At 72.5% G+C, this 18,075-nt stretch carries 17 protein-coding genes; 14 read left to right on the top strand and 3 right to left on the bottom strand.

All coding sequences use genetic code 11. The annotated features are described in order from the left end of the window. Nucleotides 1-258 precede the first annotated feature (258 nt). Nucleotides 259-1,518: a cell division protein PerM gene (locus AOM05_RS00495; RefSeq protein ID WP_062518674.1), complete on the top strand. Its 1,260-nt coding sequence runs from the start codon at nt 259-261 to the stop codon at nt 1,516-1,518. Here the strand turns inward: AOM05_RS00495 and AOM05_RS00490 are convergent. Continuing rightward, on the bottom strand, nt 1,490-1,915 hold the full coding sequence (locus tag AOM05_RS00490; protein WP_062518673.1) for a hypothetical protein: 426 nt from the start codon (nt 1,913-1,915) through the stop codon (nt 1,490-1,492). The genes AOM05_RS00495 and AOM05_RS00490 overlap by 29 nt on opposite strands. A gap of 50 nt (nt 1,916-1,965) precedes the next feature. On the opposite strand from AOM05_RS00490, the gene purN reads away from it, so the two are divergent. The 3 genes from purN to AOM05_RS00475 are packed head-to-tail and all read left to right on the top strand — an operon-like array spanning nt 1,966 to nt 4,450. Beyond that, entirely contained in the window at nt 1,966-2,616 is a 651-nt protein-coding gene (gene purN, locus AOM05_RS00485; protein WP_062518672.1) for a phosphoribosylglycinamide formyltransferase, read from the top strand. Continuing rightward, nucleotides 2,613-4,169, top strand: coding sequence for a bifunctional phosphoribosylaminoimidazolecarboxamide formyltransferase/IMP cyclohydrolase (gene purH / locus AOM05_RS00480; RefSeq protein WP_062518671.1), 1,557 nt, complete (start codon nt 2,613-2,615; stop codon nt 4,167-4,169). Before purN ends, purH begins: the two co-directional genes overlap by 4 nt. A 17-nt stretch (nt 4,170-4,186) precedes the next feature. Next, nucleotides 4,187-4,450 carry a hypothetical protein gene (locus AOM05_RS00475; protein WP_062518670.1) on the top strand — a complete coding sequence of 88 codons (264 nt, stop codon included), beginning with the start codon at nt 4,187-4,189 and terminating at the stop codon, nt 4,448-4,450. 129 nt (nt 4,451-4,579) lie between these two features. Here the strand turns inward: AOM05_RS00475 and AOM05_RS00470 are convergent, their stop codons facing one another. Continuing rightward, a complete protein-coding gene (locus tag AOM05_RS00470; RefSeq protein ID WP_062518669.1) occupies nt 4,580-5,428 on the bottom strand; it encodes an aquaporin in 849 nt (282 codons plus the stop codon). A 176-nt stretch (nt 5,429-5,604) separates the two neighbouring features. Here AOM05_RS00470 and AOM05_RS00465 point away from each other — a divergent pair, with 176 nt between their 5' ends. The 10 genes from AOM05_RS00465 to AOM05_RS00420 all read left to right on the top strand — a co-directional run bounded on the left by AOM05_RS00465 (nt 5,605) and on the right by AOM05_RS00420 (nt 16,971). After that, nucleotides 5,605-6,822, top strand: coding sequence for an NADP-dependent isocitrate dehydrogenase (locus AOM05_RS00465; RefSeq protein WP_062518668.1), 1,218 nt, complete (start codon nt 5,605-5,607; stop codon nt 6,820-6,822). 111 nt (nt 6,823-6,933) lie between these two features. Continuing rightward, the gene (locus tag AOM05_RS00460; protein ID WP_062518667.1) at nt 6,934-7,923 is read left to right on the top strand and encodes a malate dehydrogenase; all 990 of its coding nucleotides are present in this window, start codon (nt 6,934-6,936) and stop codon (nt 7,921-7,923) included. A gap of 568 nt (nt 7,924-8,491) precedes the next feature. Beyond that, on the top strand, nt 8,492-9,682 hold the full coding sequence (locus AOM05_RS00455) for an ROK family transcriptional regulator (RefSeq protein WP_082097147.1): 1,191 nt from the start codon (nt 8,492-8,494) through the stop codon (nt 9,680-9,682). Between the two features lie 56 nt (nt 9,683-9,738). Next, nucleotides 9,739-11,058 (top strand): extracellular solute-binding protein, encoded by a 1,320-nt coding sequence (locus AOM05_RS00450; RefSeq protein ID WP_062518665.1) that lies wholly within the window; start codon nt 9,739-9,741, stop codon nt 11,056-11,058. 115 nt (nt 11,059-11,173) lie between these two features. After that, nucleotides 11,174-12,127, top strand: a complete 954-nt coding sequence (locus AOM05_RS00445; protein WP_062518664.1) for a carbohydrate ABC transporter permease — start codon at nt 11,174-11,176, stop codon at nt 12,125-12,127. A gap of 44 nt (nt 12,128-12,171) precedes the next feature. Then, nucleotides 12,172-12,996 (top strand): carbohydrate ABC transporter permease, encoded by an 825-nt coding sequence (locus AOM05_RS00440; protein ID WP_062519579.1) that lies wholly within the window; start codon nt 12,172-12,174, stop codon nt 12,994-12,996. Then, on the top strand, nt 12,993-14,423 hold the full coding sequence (locus AOM05_RS00435; protein WP_062518663.1) for a glycoside hydrolase family 3 protein: 1,431 nt from the start codon (nt 12,993-12,995) through the stop codon (nt 14,421-14,423). The genes AOM05_RS00440 and AOM05_RS00435 overlap by 4 nt, the downstream gene beginning before the upstream one ends. Nucleotide 14,424: 1 nt before the next feature. Next, a complete protein-coding gene (locus tag AOM05_RS00430) occupies nt 14,425-15,321 on the top strand; it encodes an ROK family protein (RefSeq protein ID WP_062518662.1) in 897 nt (298 codons plus the stop codon). Beyond that, nucleotides 15,314-16,096 (top strand): glucosamine-6-phosphate deaminase, encoded by a 783-nt coding sequence (locus tag AOM05_RS00425; RefSeq protein WP_062518661.1) that lies wholly within the window; start codon nt 15,314-15,316, stop codon nt 16,094-16,096. The genes AOM05_RS00430 and AOM05_RS00425 overlap by 8 nt, the downstream gene beginning before the upstream one ends. After that, a complete protein-coding gene (locus AOM05_RS00420; RefSeq protein ID WP_062518660.1) occupies nt 16,096-16,971 on the top strand; it encodes an N-acetylglucosamine-6-phosphate deacetylase in 876 nt (291 codons plus the stop codon). The genes AOM05_RS00425 and AOM05_RS00420 overlap by 1 nt, the downstream gene beginning before the upstream one ends. 122 nt (nt 16,972-17,093) lie before the next feature. Here the strand turns inward: AOM05_RS00420 and purU are convergent, their stop codons facing one another. Further along, complete coding sequence (gene purU / locus AOM05_RS00415) at nt 17,094-17,945, bottom strand: formyltetrahydrofolate deformylase (protein WP_062518659.1); 852 nt, start codon at nt 17,943-17,945, stop codon at nt 17,094-17,096. Between the last annotated feature and the right edge of the window lie 130 nt (nt 17,946-18,075).

The raw sequence follows: 18,075 nt of genomic DNA, 5'->3' as shown, positions 1-18,075 counted from the left end.
GATCAGGGTCCAGCCGACGTAGGCGACGGCGGCGATCGCGGCGACCACCGCGAGCATGGTGAGGAGGGGTTCCATGCCTCCATCGCATCGCGGGGAGGGGGCCGCCGTCGCGGATCCTGACGGGATCCAGACACGTCCTGACACTACCCGGACGGCCCCGGGGGCGGCCGCTCGGACGCCCACCCGACCGCCTGCCCGGGCGACGTCGCCGCGCGCCGGTCCACCGCATCGTCCCGCCGAGAGGCGACCATGGTTGCCATGCCCGCCGACTCCACCAGACCCGCGCGCCTCGACCGCCTCCGGGCGGCGCTGCCGGGCTGGGCGGGCGGCGCGCTGACCGGGCTCCAGGCCGTCGCGCTGTCCTACCTGGTGGTGCTCGCGCCCGCGCTCGCGGCGGTCGCGGGAGCCCCCAGCCTCGACGGCTCCGCCGCGGTGGACTGGGCGGGCGCGGCCACCGTCGCGACGTCCGTGTGGCTGCTGGGCCACGGCGTGCCGATCGTGTTCGGCGGGGCGACGCTGTCGCTGGTGCCGCTCGGCATGCCGCTGGTGAGCGCCGCGATCCTCATGGGCGTCGCGCGCCGCTTCGCGGTGAAGACGTGGACCAGCTGGGCGCTCGGCGTCGCGACCTTCGCGGCGGGGGCGGCGGTGATCGGGTGGCTCGGCAGCCCCGACGGCTCGCGCGAGGCCGGCGCCCTGCGCGCCGCGCTGGTGTGCGCGCTCATCGCCGCGCCCGCGGTCGCGGCGGGCATCTGGCGCGCGTACGGCGCGCGCCTGCACCTGCTCGACGTCATCCCCGACGAGGTCCGCGCCGGACTGCGCCTGGGCCTCGGCACGCTCGCGCTGGTGGTGAGCGTGGCGGCCGCGATCGGCGGCGTGTGGGCGGTGCTCGGCATGGACCGCATCGCGACCCTCGCCTCCGACCTGCGCATGGATCCCCTGGGCGCGGGCGCCCTCGCGATCGCCGAGACGCTCTACGTCCCCACCCTGGTGTGCTGGATGGTCGCGTGGCTGGTGGGCCCCGGGTTCGTGGTCGGCACCGGCTCGCTGTACGCGCCGGACACCCTCACTGTCGACGCCCTCCCGCAGCTGCCGCTCCTGGGCGCGCTGCCGTCCGGCTCGGGAGGCTGGTGGACGTGGGCGCCGGTCGCGGTCGTGGCGCTCGCGGCGCTGGCGCGGGCGTTCCTCGGCCGCCGGATCGGGCTCGACTGGGCCTCGGCGCGCTCCGCCGGGGTCGCCATCGCGGCGGTCGCGCTCGGGTTCGCCGCCTTGACCGCCGCGTCGCGCGGCGCCGCCGGCCCCGGCCGCCTGGAGCAGGTGGGCGCGGAGATCGTGCCCGTCACGCTCATCGGCACCGCGCTGGTGGCGGCGGGCTACGGCGCGGTGTGGGCCACGGTGGCCGCCTGGCGGTGGGCGCGCGGTCGCCTGCGAAGGGACGATGCGCCGGCCGGCTCGGGCGCCCCGGTGACCCCGGTCGCCCCGGCGGCTCCCGTCAGGGAGCCAGCTGGCTCGGGACGGTGAGACCCCACTCGTCGAGCAGGTCGAGGTAGGACTGCTCGTACTCGTCGAGGCACACCTGGCGCGCCGTCTCGGTGATCGCGTTCGCCTGGCAGTCGGTGAGCGCCTGGACCTGGTCGTGCAGGATCACCAGGCCGAGGCCGTAGAGCAGCGCGATCGCGGAGGCCCCGATGCCGATCGCGAGCACCACCTTGAGCCCGGGCAGGCGCACGCCGCGCAGCAGCACCAGCGCGGTGATCATGGCTGCGGCGGTGGCGGGCGCGAGGATCAGCGAGGACAGCCCCCACGTGGGTCCGAACAGCGGCACCAGCAGCATCGCGGTGAGGAGCCCGAGGCTCCACTGCACGGCTCGGCGAGCGCCGGCACCCACCTCGGGCACGGCGTCGGGGGTGGGCGGCATGGGGCTCCCTCGGTCGGTGTGACCCCCAGCATGCCGATAGGCTCGACGCTGTGACAAACGCACCCCGTCCCCGGCGTGTCGTGGTGCTCGCCTCCGGGGCAGGGTCCACGCTTCGCGCCGTGCTCGAGGCCGCGCGCGAGGCCGCCTACGGCGCCCGCGTGGTCGGCGTGGTCACGGACAAGGACGGGATCGGCGCGCTCGACATCGCGCGCGAGTCCGGCGTCCCCACGGCCGTGGTGCGGCTGGCCGACTTCGAGTCCCGCGCGCTGTGGGACCAGGCGATCGCCCGCACCGTCGCGACCTTCGACCCCGAGATCGTGCTGCTCGCGGGCTTCATGCGGCTGCTCGGTGCGCCCTCGCTCGAGCGCTTCGGCGGCCGCATCCTCAACACGCACCCCGCCCTGCTGCCCGCCTATCCCGGCGCGCACGGGGTGAGGGACGCCCTCGCCGGCGGGGCGAAGGTGACGGGCTGCACCGTCATCGTCGTCGACGCCGGCGTGGACACCGGGCCCATCGTCGCGCAGGCGGCGGTCGAGGTCCTCGACGACGACACCGAGTCCACCCTCCACGAGCGCATCAAGGAGGTGGAGCGGGTGCTGGTCACGGCCACGCTCGGCCGCCTCGCGCGCGAGGGCTGGACCGTCACCGGCCGCACCGTGCGCATCGGAGCGGCGAACCCCATCACCGAGGAGTCACCATGACCGAGCGTCAGGCCGTCCGCCGCGCCCTCATCTCCGTGTACGACAAGACCGGCATCGAGGAGCTCGCGACCGCGCTCACCCACGAGGGCGTGCAGATCGTCTCCACCGGCTCGACCGCGCAGCGCATCGCCGCCGCGGGCGTGCCCGTCACCCCGGTCGAGGAGCTCACCGGCTTCCCCGAGTGCCTAGACGGACGCGTCAAGACGCTCCACCCGAACGTGCACGCCGGCATCCTCGCGGACCGTCGCCTCGACTCGCACGTCGCGCAGCTCGCGGAGCTGGGCATCGAGGCGTTCGACCTGGTGGTGGTGAACCTCTACCCGTTCGCCGCGACCGTCGCGTCCGGCGCCTCGGACGACGAGGTGGTCGAGCAGATCGACATCGGCGGCCCCTCGATGGTGCGCGGCGCCGCGAAGAACCACGCCAGCGTCGCCGTCGTGGTGGACCCCGCGGACTACGAGCACGCGGCCAGCGCGGTGGGCCACGGCGGCTTCACCCTCGCCGAGCGCACCCAGCTCGCCGTCAAGGCGTTCCGCCACACCGCGGAGTACGACGTCCAGGTCGCCTCGTGGCTGGGCAGCACCCAGGCGCCCGACGACGAGGGGACGGGCCTGCCCGGCTGGATGGGCGCATCGTTCACCCGCACGGCCGCCCTGCGCTACGGCGAGAACCCGCACCAGAACGCCGCCCTGTACTCCGACGGCTCGGGCGCCGGCATCGCCGGTGCGCGCCAGCTGCACGGCAAGGAGATGTCCTTCAACAACTACGTCGACGCGGACGCCGCCGTGCGCGCCGCGTACGACCACGCCGGCCCGGCCGTCGCGGTGATCAAGCACGCCAACCCGTGCGGCATCGCGGTGGGGGACAGCATCGCGGAGGCGCACGCCAAGGCGCACGCGACGGACCCGGTGAGCGCGTTCGGCGGCGTGATCGCAGCCAACGGCGTGGTGACGGCCGATGCGGCGCGTCAGATCGCGGAGATCTTCACCGAGGTGGTGGTCGCCCCCGGTTACGAGGACGAGGCCGTCGAGATCCTCGCCAAGAAGAAGAACCTGCGCATCCTCGAGATCGACCCGGTGCCGCTGGTGGCCGAATGGCGTCGCGTGAGCGGCGGGCTGCTGGTGCAGCAGGCCGACGCGATCGACGCGCCCGGCGACCCGGCCTCGACGTGGCAGCACGTCGCCGGCCCCGTCGCGGACGAGGCGACGCTCGCGGAGCTCGAGTTCGCGTGGCGCGCATGCCGCGCGGTGAAGTCGAACGCGATCCTGCTCGCGAAGGACGGCGGCGCCGTGGGCATCGGCATGGGCCAGGTCAACCGCGTCGACTCGTGCCGGCTCGCTGTGAGCCGCGCAGGCGAGGAGCGGGCGGTCGGCTCCGTGGCCGCGTCCGACGCGTTCTTCCCGTTCGCGGACGGCCTCCAGGTGCTGATCGACGGCGGCGTGCGCGCCGTGGCGTCGCCCGGCGGCTCGGTGCGCGATGCTGAGGTGATCGCGGCCGCGGAGGCGGCAGGCATCACGCTGTACCACACCGGTACCAGGCACTTCTTCCACTAGGCCACCAGGAGGCGCGCATGGGTGAGAGGACCCGCACCCCGCTCGGGCTCGCGGTCCTGGTGACCGTGGCCGTGGTCGCGATCTCGCTCTCGGGGCTGATCTTCGGCGTCGACGTGGCCGTGCTCGCGCTGGCGGCGTTCGCGGCGGCGGGCGCGGTGGCGCGGATCGTCATGCCGGTCGAGCGCGCGTTCCAGGTGCGCCGCCGTGCGATCGACGTGGGCGTGCTCGTGGTGCTCGCCGCCGCGCTGCTGTTCCTGGGGCTGACCACGCCGCTGGGCTGAGAAACGCGAGACTCCCAATGACAGATGTGACGCGAGCGTTCTCGCGTGGAGGATGTGAACGCCTCAGCAGTTGACTGGCGTCACTTCCTGCACATCCGTCATTGGGAGTCGTCGGCGTACGACGAGGGTTCAGTCCTCGATGACCTCGACCACCTCGACGGTCACCAGGTCCTCCTCGGGGCCGAACGCCCGGAACAGCAGGCCGGAGATGGCCGCGCCGATCAACGGCGCCACCCAGAACAGCCACAGCTGGGCGATGTGCTCGGAGCCGGAGAACAGGATCACGCCGGTGGCGCGGGCCGGGTTGAGCGCGCCGTTGGTGAACGGGATCGCGATCAGCACCAGGAAGCCGACCGTGAGGCCGATCGACAGGGGAGCGAATCCGGGCACCGCCTTGCGGGCGGTCACGGAGAGCACCACGGCCACCAGCAGCGCGGCGATGATGATCTCCACCACGCCGGCCGCGACCCAATCGAACTGCGTGGGGGAGAAGTCCGCGTAGCCGTTCGAGGCGGTCGCCATGAACTCGGTGGGCGTGCCCAGCTGGTCGTAGATCTCGTTGGTGGAGCGCAGCGCGTAGAAGAGGCCGGCGGCGGCGGTCGCGCCCACCACCTGCGCGAGCACGTACGGCGCGACGTCGCGTGCGGGGAAGCGGCCGGCGAGCCACAGGCCCACGGTGACGGCGGGGTTGAGGTGCGCGCCCGAGATGCCGGCGAAGATCAGCGCGGCGATGATGACGCCCAGCGCGAAGCCGAACGCGACGTTGATCGCGTCGAAGCCCATGACGCCGGAGAACAGCGCGGCACCCACGCCCATGAAGACCAGGATGAAGGTGCCGGCGAGCTCCGCCAGCATGCGGGCCACCAGGCCGGGGCCGGAGGTGTCGACCGCCCAGTCCTCGTCGGTGAGCTCCTCGGAGAACTCGACCACGTCGGCCTCCACGGAGTTGGGCTCGTTCTCGAATGACGGCTGGCTCATCGTTCCTCCTGACAGGCGCACCGCGTGAGGCGCGCTCCGTCGTATGCTCGCACGCGCATCGTCCCCTGGCGAGGGGACGCGCGGGCCGTTCATCCCCGCTTATCCAGCCGTGACGAACGGCCCGGGCCGGTGGACTAGCCTGGTGCCACCATCCCCGAAGGTGTGAGGACTGACGCATGGCGAAGATCAAGGTCGAAGGCAAGGTCGTCGAGCTCGACGGCGACGAGATGACGCGGATCATCTGGCAGTTCATCAAGGACCGCCTCATCCACCCGTACCTCGACGTGGACCTCGAGTACTACGACCTCGGCATCGAGTCGCGCGACGCGACCGACGACCAGATCACCATCGACGCGGCGAACGCGATCAAGCAGCACGGCGTGGGCGTCAAGTGCGCCACCATCACGCCGGACGAGGCGCGCGTCGAGGAGTTCGGCCTCAAGCGCATGTACGTCTCGCCCAACGGCACCATCCGCAACATCCTCGGCGGCGTGGTGTTCCGCGAGCCGATCATCATCTCCAACATCCCGCGCCTGGTGCCGGGCTGGACCAAGCCGATCGTCATCGGCCGTCACGCCCACGGCGACCAGTACAAGGCGACCAACTTCAAGGTGCCCGGCGCCGGCAAGCTGACCGTGACCTTCACACCCGAGGACGGCTCCGAGCCCATCGAGCACGTGGTCGCGAACTACGGCCCCGACGGCGGCGTCGCGATGGGCATGTACAACTTCAACAAGTCCATCGAGGACTTCGCGCGCGCGTCCTTCGCGTACGGCCTGCAGCGCGGCTACCCGGTGTACCTGTCCACCAAGAACACGATCCTCAAGGCCTACGACGGCCAGTTCAAGGACATCTTCGCGGACGTGTTCGAGAAGGAGTACAAGGCGGAGTTCGACGCCGCCGGCATCACCTACGAGCACCGCCTGATCGACGACATGGTCGCCGCGGCGATGAAGTGGGAGGGCGGCTACGTCTGGGCCTGCAAGAACTACGACGGCGACGTCCAGTCCGACACCGTCGCGCAGGGCTTCGGGTCGCTGGGCCTCATGACCTCCGTGCTCATGACCCCGGACGGCAAGACCGTCGAGGCCGAGGCCGCGCACGGCACCGTCACCCGCCACTTCCGCCAGCACCAGGCCGGCAAGCCGACGTCGACCAACCCGATCGCGTCGATCTTCGCGTGGACCGGCGGACTCAAGCACCGCGGCAAGCTCGACGGCACCCCCGAGGTCACCGGCTTCGCCGAGACCCTCGAGGACGTCATCATCAAGTCCGTCGAGGGCGGCGCGATGACCAAGGACCTCGCGCTGCTCGTCGGCCCCGACCAGGAGTGGCAGACCACCGAGGAGTTCCTCGCGACCCTCGACGCCAACCTGGCGGCACGCCTGGCCTGAGCGCCACGGGACGATGCGCCGGTGACCGGCGCATCGTCCCTCCCGGGCGGCGCGGGTCGCCCGGGGCCCCGCAGATCCCCACCCCGTCCTCAACCAAGGAGTCACGACGACGTGAGCACCACCCCTGTCACCGTCACCGTCACCGGAGCGGCCGGCCAGATCGGCTACGCCCTCCTGTTCCGCATCGCGTCCGGCGCGATGCTCGGGCCGGACACCCCGGTCAAGCTGAACCTCCTCGAGATCCCCCAGGCCGTGAAGGCGGCCGAGGGCACCGCGATGGAGCTCGACGACTGCGCGTTCCCGCTGCTGGCCGGCGTGGACATCTACGACTCCGCCGAGGCGGCGTTCGACGGCGTCAACGTGGCGCTGCTGGTGGGCGCGCGCCCGCGCGGGCCGGGCATGGAGCGCGGCGACCTGCTCGCCGCGAACGGCGGGATCTTCGGACCCCAGGGCGCGGCGATCAACAAGGGCGCGGCGTCCGACGTGCGCGTCCTGGTGGTGGGCAACCCCGCCAACACGAACGCGCTGATCGCGGCCTCGCACGCGCCCGACGTCCCCGCGTCGCGCTTCACCGCGATGATGCGCCTGGACCACAACCGTGCGCTGGCGCAGCTCGCGTCGCGCGCCGGGGTCGGCGTGTCCGAGGTCTCGAACGTCACCATCTGGGGCAACCACTCCGCGAAGCAGTACCCGGACATCGCGCACGCGACCATCGCGGGGCGTCCGGCGCCTGCCGTGGTGGCGGACGACGCGTGGGTCACCGACACCTTCATCCCGACCGTCGCCAAGCGCGGCGCGGCGATCATCGACGCGCGCGGTGCCTCCTCGGCGGCGTCCGCGGCGAACGCGGCGATCGACCACGTGCGCGACTGGGCGCTGGGGACGCCTGAAGGGGCGTGGACGTCCGTGGGCATGGTCTCCGACGGGTCCTACGGCGTGCCCGAGGGCATCATCTCCGGCTTCCCGGCGACGTCGAAGGGCGGCGAGTGGGAGATCGTGCAGGGGCTGTCCATGTCCGAGGCGGCCGTGGCCGGGCTGGGCGTGTCCGTCGACGAGCTCGTGGAGGAGCGCGACGCGGTGAAGGAGCTCGGGCTGATCTGAGCCGCTTGGCTGGTGATCGGTTGAGCTGTTGAGCTGTTGATCTGTTGATCTGTGCCGGTTCGCCGGCTGCGAGGCCCCCGGGTGCTGCGGCGCCCGGGGGCTCTCGCGTTGTGGCGGGGGTGGGCGCGTTCCGTTGATCGGATCGTGCAGAGAAGTCGACGTGGATCTGCGCTATCCGATCAGGTGGCTCGGGCCGGCGCTGCAGCGCGTGGCGAGGGGATCTCTGTACTCGCTGACGTCTCCGTCGGCGTGCCCTGGTGACACATGACTGTCCGTTGCGCCCCGGTGACACGTTGGAGTCCGCACAGCCCTCGTTTGCGCGCACCAGAGTGTCACTGGAGCGCGCCGGTGCCGGCTCGACGGCGGTCATCACGTCCCGCTGATCGGATCGTGCAGAGATGTCGCCCTGGATCTGCACGATCCGATCAACTCGCTGGTCGGACCGCGGCGGGGGAGCCGGCTCCACCCCCGCGCCGTGTGAACGTCCACATCACGGACGGGTAACGATCTCGAGAAATTCACCCCCACCCCCTTGCCATTTGATTGTTAGTAACCTTTACTAACGAACATGACCCAGCAGGGGACCCGACAGGGAGCCGGACTCGCAGCGGAGCGAGTCGCGCCGCGACAGCGCCGATTCGCCTCGGTGGTGCGCGCCGGCGCACGCGTCACGCCGGAGCGTGCGCGCAGCCACAACCGCGTGCTCGTGCTGCAGGAGCTGTACCGCTCCGAGGGCCTGTCGCGCGCCGACCTCGCCCGCGCCGTGGGCCTCACCCGCGTCACCATCTCGGACCTGGTCGCGGACCTCATCGCCGACGACCTGGTGATCGAGCTCGGCATCCGCGCCGACGCCCGCCCCGGCAAGCCGGCCACGCTGCTCGACATCAACCGCGCGGGCTTCGCCATCGTCGCGCTCGACCTGTCCTACCTCAACCTGTTCCGCGGTGTGGTCACCGACCTCGACGGCACGGTGCTCCACCGCGAGCAGCTCGACGTCACCGGCGTCACGGGGACCGCGGCGGTCGATGCCGTCGCCGAGCTCCTCGCACGCCTCGTCGCCCGTGCGGACGCCCCGATCCTGGGCGTCGGCGTCGGCAGCCCCGGCATCGTGGACGACGCAGGCACGGTGCTCTCCGCTCCCAACCTCGGCTGGGCGGACGTCCCGCTCCAGGACACGCTAGCCGAGCGCACGGGCCTGCCCGTCCTCGTGGCGAATGACGCGAACGCCGCCGCGCTCGCCGAGCGCACCTTCGGCGGCGCGGAGGACGACACGCTGCTGATCCGCATCGGCCGCGGTGTCGGTTCCGGCCTCGTGATCGGCGGCCGCCTGGTGCGCGGCGCGCACTCGGCCGCCGGCGAGATCGGTCACGTGGTGGTCGGCACCGACGGCGGCGAGGTCTGCGCCTGCGGCAAGACCGGCTGCCTCGAGACCTGGCTCGCGATCCCGCGCCTGCAGGCCCGCGCCGAGGCCGCCTCCGACGCCACCGCCCGCGAGGCGGTCCTCGCGGCCGCGGGCGAGCGCCTGGGCATCTCCATCTCGCCCGTGGTGGGCGCCCTCAACCTTGGGGAGGTCGTCCTGTCCGGCCCCCTCGATCTTCTCGACGGCACGCTGCTCGACTCCGCCGCCGAGACGATCCGTTCCCGCACGATGGCCGACTCTCACGGCGGTCCCGCGGTACGGATGACCACGCTCGGGCGCGACATCGTCGTGCTCGGGGCCGCGGTCATGGTCCTCACCGGCCAGCTGGGGGTCTTCTGACCCTCGTCCCCCCGTGGCACCACCCGCCACGGAACCCACCAAGAAAAGGAACTGGAATGAAGAAGACGATGCTGGGGGTGACCGCGTTCGCGGCCGCCGGCGCCATCGCACTGGCGGGCTGCTCGTCACCCGGCGAGACCGAGCCCACCGCCGCCGCCTCCGAGTCCGCCGCCACCGCCGGCGGCGCGGAGGACATCACGCTGTGGCTCATGGGTACCGACACCCCTGAGGCCCTCATCGACTACCTCAAGACCACCTACACCGAGGAGAACGGCGGCGCGCTCACCGTCGAGCAGATCGGCTGGGGCGACGCGATCGCGTCCCTCACCACCGCCCTCCCGGACTCCGCCAACACCCCGGACGTCACCGAGGTCGGCAACACGCAGTCCGCGACGTTCACCACGGTCGGCGCGTTCCTCGACATCTCCGACATGTACGAGGAGCTGGGCGGCGACTCGCTGCTCCAGGGCTTCGTCGAGGCCGGCTCCGTGGGCGACACCAAGTACGCGCTGCCGTACTACTTCGGCTCGCGCCTCACCTGGTTCCGCAAGGACCTGTACGAGCAGGGCGGCGTCGAGGTGCCGACCACGCTCGCCGAGGTGACCGAGGTCAACGCCTCGCTCAAGGACCAGGGCATCGCCGGCATGTACGTGCCCGGCCAGGACTGGCGCGACGGCATCTCCTGGATCTTCGCCAACGGCGGCGAGATCGCCACGTTCGACGGCGAGACCTGGACCTCCGCGCTCGCCACGCCCGAGTCGGTCGAGGGCATGAGGCAGTGGCAGGAGCTCTTCGAGACCGCCTCGGTCGCGAAGGTCACGGACGACGACTCGACCGCCTACCAGGCGATCAACGACGACTTCCTCCAGGGCACCCCCGCCGCCACCACCATGGCCCCGAACTGGGCGTACTGGTCGCTCGGCGACCTCGCCGAGAACGACGAGGGCGAGCAGGTCGCGACCTGGAACGACAAGAAGTTCGGCGCGTACGTCCTGCCGGGCGTCGACGGCGGCACCGCCCCCGTGTTCGCGGGCGGCTCCAACATCGGCATCTCCGCCGCGACCGAGAACGTCGAGGGCTCCAAGACCCTCATGCGCATCATCTTCTCGGAGGAGTACCAGACGATGCTCGCGGAGAACGGCCTCGGCCCCGCGAACCTCGACTACGCCGACACCTACACCGAGGTCGCCGCGATGGGTGACCTCGCCCTCGAGGCCGCCTCGTCGGCCAAGCTCACGCCGGCCGCGCCGGGCTGGGCCGCGATCGAGGAGGCCAAGCTGATGGAGCAGTACTTCGCTGCCGTGGCTCAGGGCGGCGACATCGAGTCGCTCGCCGTCGAGTACGACGCGAAGCTCAACGATCTCATCAACGGCTGATCCACCCCCTGGAGCGGCAGCCCCCTGCCGCTCGCGCATGGGCCCGGGTGTCCCCGTGGCACCCGGGCCCATGCTGTCCCAGGGACTTGTCGAAGCACCACCGAGAGGTACACCCATGACCACCACCGCGCCGGCACCGGGCACGCTCGAGGCCCCAGCTGCGCCCGCCTCGCGCCCCAAGCGCCGCCGGTCCCCGCTGCCCTACATCCTCGCCACCCCGGCGATCATCGCCCTCCTCGCCGGCATGGGCTACCCGCTCATCTGGCAGGTGTGGAACTCGTTCCGCGAGTACGGTCTCGCGCAGCAGTTCGGCCAGGCCCCCGAGTTCGTGGGCCTCGACAACTACATCGAGCTCCTCACCGGCTCCGAGTTCTGGGGCGTCCTCGCGAAGTCCGTGGTCTTCATGGCCGTGACCGCGGGCGCCACCATGGTCCTCGGCATCGGGCTCGCCCTGCTGATGAAGCACATCGCCGGCTGGGCCCGCATCACCCTCCAGGTGGCGATGCTGCTCGCCTGGGCCATGCCAATCGTCGCCCAGATGACCGTGTGGAACTGGCTGATCGACGACCGCAACGGCGTGCTCAACTACCTGCTCAGCCTGCTCCCCGGCGTCGACATGATCGGCCACGACTGGCTCGAGAGCCCCCTCAGCTTCTTCGCTGTCGCCTCGGTGATCATCACGTGGGCATCGGTGCCCTTCGTGGCGCTCTCCGTGTACGCCGGCCTCACCCAGGTCTCGGACGACGTGGTCGAGGCCGCCCAGCTCGACGGCGCCGGCGGCTTCCAGATGCTGCGCCGCATCACCCTGCCGATCCTGCGCCCCATCCTCGTGATCCTGCTCCTGCTCCAGATGATCTGGGACCTGCGCGTGTACGCCCAGATCGAGCTTCTCCAGGGATTCGGCGCGGCCGGCACCCAGTACGACCTGCTCGGCACGTACATCTACGGCCTCGGCATCGGTCAGGGCCACTTCGGCGTCGCCGCCGCGGCCGCGATGCTCGTCATGCTCTTCACCATCGCGCTCAGCTGGTTCTACGTGCGCGAGCTCCTCAAGGAGGACGCACAGTGACCACCACCTCGCTCCCCGCCCGGCGCAAGCCGCGGCGCTCCCCGATGCGCCACATCGGCGCCGGCGTGGCCCTGGTCCTCGCCGTCGCGTGGGCATTCCCCGTGTACTGGATGGTGAACTCCTCGTTCCTGTCCGTCACCACCATCACGGCGCTCACCCCGACCTGGGTGCCGTTCGGCGGCACGCTCGCGAACTACAAGAACGTGCTCCAGGGCTCGACGGGCTTCACCGACGCGCTGCTCATGTCGCTCGGCGTCACCGGCGTCGCGCTCGTGATCTGCATCGTGTTCGCGTTCCTGGGCGCGCTCGCCATCTCCCGCTTCCGCTTCCGCGGCCGCAAGGCCCTGGTGCTCGCGATCATCCTGGTCCAGATGCTCCCGGCCGAGGCCATGTTCATCGCGCAGTACCAGATGATCTCCGGCCTGGGCCTGCTCAACACCCTCGCCGGCGTCTCGATCATCTACGTCGCGATGGTGGTGCCGTTCACCATGTGGATGCTGCGCGGGTTCGTCGCCGGCGTCCCCGCGGACCTCGAGGAGGCGGCCATGATCGACGGCTGCTCGCGGTTCGGCGCCTTCATGCGCGTCACGTTCCCGCTGCTGGCCCCCGGCCTGGTCGCGTCCGGCGTGTTCGCGTTCCTCCAGGTGTGGAACGAGTTCGCCCTCGCCTCGATCATCCTCACCTCCGAGCAGCAGGAGACCCTCCCGCTGTGGCTGCGCAACTTCGCCCAGCCGTCGAGCCTCGGCATGCTCGAGTGGGGTCAGGTCATGGCCGGCTCGACGCTGGTCGCTGTGCCGGTCATCGTCTTCTTCCTCATCGTGCAGCAGCGCATGACGCAGGGTCTCGTGGGCGGCGCGGTCAAGGGATGAGCGCCACCGTCAACCCGCTCGCCGTGCTCATGCCCGGCTTCGTCGGCTACACGCTTCCCGGCTGGCTCGAGGCGCGCCTGCGCGACGGCCTCGGCGGCGTGTGCCTGTTCGCCGCGAACGTCGAGTCGCCCGCCCAGCTGCGCGCCCTCACGGACGCGATCCACGCCGCCAACCCCCACGCGATCGTCTCGATCGACGAGGAGGGCGGCGACGTCTCCCGCCTCTACCAGGCCGTCGGCTCGCCGTTCCCCGGCAACGCGGTCCTGGGTCGCATGGACGATGCGGCGGTCACCGAGGCCGTCGCGGCCCGGGTGGGCGCGGAGCTGGCCGAGGCGGGCGTGGACCTCACGCTCGCGCCGGATGTCGACGTCAACGCCGACCCGCGCAACCCCGTGATCGGGATCCGCAGCTTCGGCACCGACCCTGCGCTCGTGTCCCGCCACTCGGCGGCGTGGGTCGCCGGCGTCCAGTCGCGCGGCGTCTCTGCGTGCGCGAAGCACTTCCCGGGCCACGGCGACACCGCCCAGGACTCGCACCACTCGCTGCCGACCGTCACCGCGGACGCCGCGACGCTGCGCGAGCGCGACCTGCCGCCCTTCGTGGCGGCGATCGAGGCAGGCAGCGCCACCGTGATGACGTCGCACATCATGCTCCCCGCGCTGGACCCCGAGCTGCCCGCGACCTTCTCGCGGCCCATCCTCGAGAACCTGCTGCGCGGCGAGCTCGGCTTCGACGGCGTGATCGTCACCGACGCGCTCGACATGCAGGGCGCGAGCGGCGGCCGCGGCATCCCCGCCGCCGCCGTCCTCGCGCTCGCCGCCGGCGCCGACCTGCTGTGCCTGGGCTCCGTCAACCCCGACGAGGAGATCGGCGAGGTCGCCGCGGCCATCGCGGCCGCCGTCGCCGACGGCAGCCTCGACGCCTCCCGCGTGACCGAGGCCGCCGCCCGGTGCGCCGCGCTCGGGGCGAGCCATGCCGCCCGCCGGACCGCCGCATCGTCCCCCGCCCCTCAGATCGTGGACGCCGCGGCCGTACGCGCCACCTTCGCGGTGGACGATGCGGCGCTCGCCCTGCTCGCCGAGGACCGGCCGCGCGCGTGGCTGCGGCTCGAGCCGGCCGCCAACATGGCCGTCGGGCCCGCGCCGTGGGGACCGTTCGCGTCGGGCGTCGCGCCCGCGGCGACGCTGGGGCCGGACGGCGACCCCGCGAGCCTCGCGGACGCCGTGCCCGCGGGTGCGCTCGCGGTGATCGTGGGCAAGGACAACCACCGCCACCCGTGGGCGCTCGCCGCGATCGACGCGGTGCGCGAGCGCGGCGACGCCGTGGTGGTAGACATGGGCTGGCCGGGGGACACCGCCGCCGACGTCGCGACGTACGGGGCGTCCCGCCTGGTAGGCGCGGCGCTGCTCGAGCTGATCGGACACTGACATGCATCTGGGGATCGACATCGGTGGAACCAAGACCGATGCCGTGGTGGTCGACGCGGCGGGCACCGTGCTCGCGCGGCGGCGGCTGCCGTCCGGCTGGGGCGGCGAGGCCGTGGTCGCCGCGGCGCTCGAGGCGTCGCGGGCCGCGTGCGCGGACGCCGGCGTCACGCCCGCGGACGTGACCGTCGGGATCGGCACGCCCGGCACCGTGGTCGACGGCGTGGTCTCCCACGCGGTCAACCTGGGCGTCGACGTGCTCGACCTCGCGGGGGCGTTCGCCGCCGGCTGGGGCGCGCGGCCCGTGGTGGACAACGACGTGAACGTCGGGGCGCTCGGCGCCTGGGCGCTCGCCGGGGACGGCGCGGACCGGTCCATGGCGTATCTCAACCTCGGGACCGGGCTCGCGGCGGGGCTGGTGCTCGGCGGCACGGTGTGGCGGGGCGCGCGCGGCGCGGCCGGCGAGATCGGCCACATCTCCGTGGACCCGGCCGGGCCGATCGGCGCGGACGGGCTCCCCGGCGGGCTCGAGACCTACGCCTCCGGGTCGGGCCTCACGCTCCAGTGGGGCGCCGACGGCGCGACGGGACGCGACGTGGTCGAGGCAGCGGCGGCCGGGGACGCGCGCGCACGCGAGATCTGCGAGCGCGCGTACTACGGGCTCGCGTCCTGCGTGCGCGTGCTGGTGCTCACGCTCGACGTCGACGAGGTCGTCATCGGCGGCGGCATGACCGCGTGGGGCGATGACCTGATCGCGGGCGCGACCCGCATCCTGGACGCATGGGCCGCGACCAGCCCGTTCCTCGCGTCCCTGGACCTGGCGCAGCGCATGCGCCTGCTCGAGATCGACATCCCCGTGGCCGCCGTGGGCGCCGCGATGCTAGGAGGTGGACGTGGCTGAGGTCATCGTCCTGGAGACGCCCGCCGAGGCGGGCGCGTTCGTCGCGGCGCACATCGCCGCCGCCGTCCGCAAGGACCCCGCGTTCACGCTCGGCGTCGCGACGGGTTCCACGCCGCTGCCGGTCTACGAGGCGCTTCGCGCCGAGGCCGCCGCGGGCACGGACTTCACCCGCATGTCCGCGTTCGCGCTCGACGAGTACGTGGGCCTGCCCGCCGGCCACCCCGAGAGCTACCGGGCCGTGGTGGACCGCGAGGTGACGGAGCCGCTCGGGCTCGACCGCGCGCGGGTGCACGTGCCTGACGGCTCCGCCGACGGCATCGAGACCGCGGGCGAGCGCTACGAGGCCGCGCTCGAGCTGCACGGGGGAGTGGACCTCCAGCTGCTCGGGATCGGGCGCACCGGCCACCTGGGGTTCAACGAGCCGGGGTCGAGCTTCGGGTCGGTCACGCGCGTGAAGACGCTCACCGAGCGCACGCGTCAGGACAACGCCCGGTTCTTCTCCTCTCTCGACGAGGTGCCCATCCACTGCGTGACCCAGGGCCTGGGCACCATCCTGCGCGCCCGGCACCTGGTGCTGCTCGCGTTCGGCGAGTCCAAGGCGGAGGCGCTGGCCGCCGCCGTCGAGGGCCCCGTGTCCGCGTCGATGCCGGGCTCCGCGATCCAGCTCCACCCGCGGGTCACCGTGGTGGTGGACCCGGGCGCGGCGTCGCAGCTGCGGTTCGCCGACTACTACCGGTGGGCCCAGGACCACAAGCCGGAGTGGCAGGGCATCTGATGTCCTACCTGGACCTTCACGGGCACGGCGGCGGCGGGCACGCGTACGGCGCCTCGGTCGAGGGGACGCTCGAGGCGTTCGCCGCGCACCGGGCGCACGGGACGTCGCGGGCGGTGCTGTCGCTCGTGTCCGCGCCGGTGTCCGTGGTGGCCGAGCAGGCCGCCGTGGTGCGCGAGGCGATGGCGCTCGAGCCGGGCATTCTCGGGATCCACCTCGAGGGGCCCTTCCTCGCGCCGGCCAGGAAGGGCGCGCACGACCCGTCGGCGCTCGTCGCCCCCACGCCCGACCTGGTGCGCGCGCTGCTCGAGGCGTGCGACGGGACGCTGCGCCAGATCACCATGGCCCCCGAGATGCCGGGCGCGCTCGACGCGATCGCGCTCCTGGTGGATCACGGGGTCGTGGTCGCGGTGGGCCACACCGAGTGCACCGCGGACCAGGCGCGCGCGGCGTTCGACCGCGGCGCCACCCTCATCACCCATGGCTTCAACGCGATGCGCGGAATCGTGGGTCGCGAGCCGGGACCGCTCGGCGCCGCGCTCGACGATCCGCGCGTCTTCATCGAGGTCATCGCCGACGGCATCCACGTCCACCCGGCGAACCTCGCGATGCTCTTCCGTGCCGCCCCGGGCCGCGTGGTCCTGGTGACGGACGCGATGGCGGCCGCCGCATCGTCCCCCGGCCGCTACGTCCTCGGAGGCCTGGACGTCGACGTGACCGTGGACGGGCGTGCCGTGCTCGCGGGCACGGACACGCTGGCGGGCTCGACGCTCACCCTGGACCGCGCCGTCGAGGTGTGCGTCGAGGCGGGCGTGCCGCGCGAGGACGCCGTCGCGGCGGCGAGCACGGTGCCGGAGCGCGTGCTGGGGCTCTCCTAGGTTCGCTCAGGTTCGCTCAGCACGGTCCGGCGGGCGACACGCGGGGCGCGACCCGCGCATCGGCCCTGATCCTCGGGGTGTCGGTGCTGAAACCGTGCGCAGCGAACCCGCGCGGGCCGGGGCTACTTGAAGACGATGGTGCGGTGGCCATCGAGCAGCACCCGGTGCTCCGCATGCCAGCGGACCGCCCGCGCCAGCGCGCGCCGTTCGACGTCCGCGCCGATCGCCGTGAGCGACTCGGGCGTGAACGTGTGGTCCACGCGCTCGACGTCCTGCTCGATGATCGGGCCCTCGTCGAGGTCGGAGGTCACGTAGTGCGCGGTGGCGCCGATGAGCTTGACGCCGCGGTCGTGCGCCTGGAAGTACGGCCGCGCGCCCTTGAAGGACGGCAGGAACGAGTGATGGATGTTGATGATCCGCCCGCGCAGCGCGTCCGAGAGCTCGGGGGAGAGGATCTGCATGTACCGCGCGAGCACCACCAGCTCCGCGTCCATCTCCTCGACCAGCGCGAGCAGCGCCGCCTCCGCGTCCGCCTTGGTGTCAGGGGTCACCGGCACGTGCACGAAGGGCTTGCCGTAGAACTCGGCCAGCGGCTTCAGGGTCGGGTGGTTGCCCACCACGGCGACGATGTCGACGGGCAGCGTCTTGGCGCGCTCGCGGAACAGCAGGTCGTTCACGCAGTGCGCGGCCTTCGACACCATGACGATGGTGCGCATCCGGCGGCCCGCGACGTCGAGGTTCCACGTCATCGAGAAGCGCCCCGCGAGGGCCTCCACCGCGGCCTCGAGCTCCGCGAGCGGCGCGGCCGAGGAGAACTCGACGCGCATGAAGAACAGCCCCGTGTCCGGGTCGCCGAACTGCTGCGACTCCGTGATGTTGCCGTCGTGGTCCGCGAGCACGCCGGAGACGGCGTGCACGATGCCGGGCCGGTCGGGGCAGGACAGGCTGAGGACCCAGGACGATGCGTCGGTCATGACGCCCAAGATTAGCGGGAACGACGCCGCGTGCCGCCGGGGCCCGCGCTCGCCGTCGCGCGGCGCGACGGCGTGGACAACCGCGCGCCGGGGACATACGGTGGCGGCGGGCGCCGCACCCCTCACCGGG

Origin of the sequence: Demequina silvatica (genome assembly GCF_000971215.1) — a bacterium.
GTDB classification, from domain to species: domain Bacteria; phylum Actinomycetota; class Actinomycetes; order Actinomycetales; family Demequinaceae; genus Demequina; species Demequina silvatica.
This window is presented reverse-complemented; position numbering and strand designations above follow the sequence as displayed.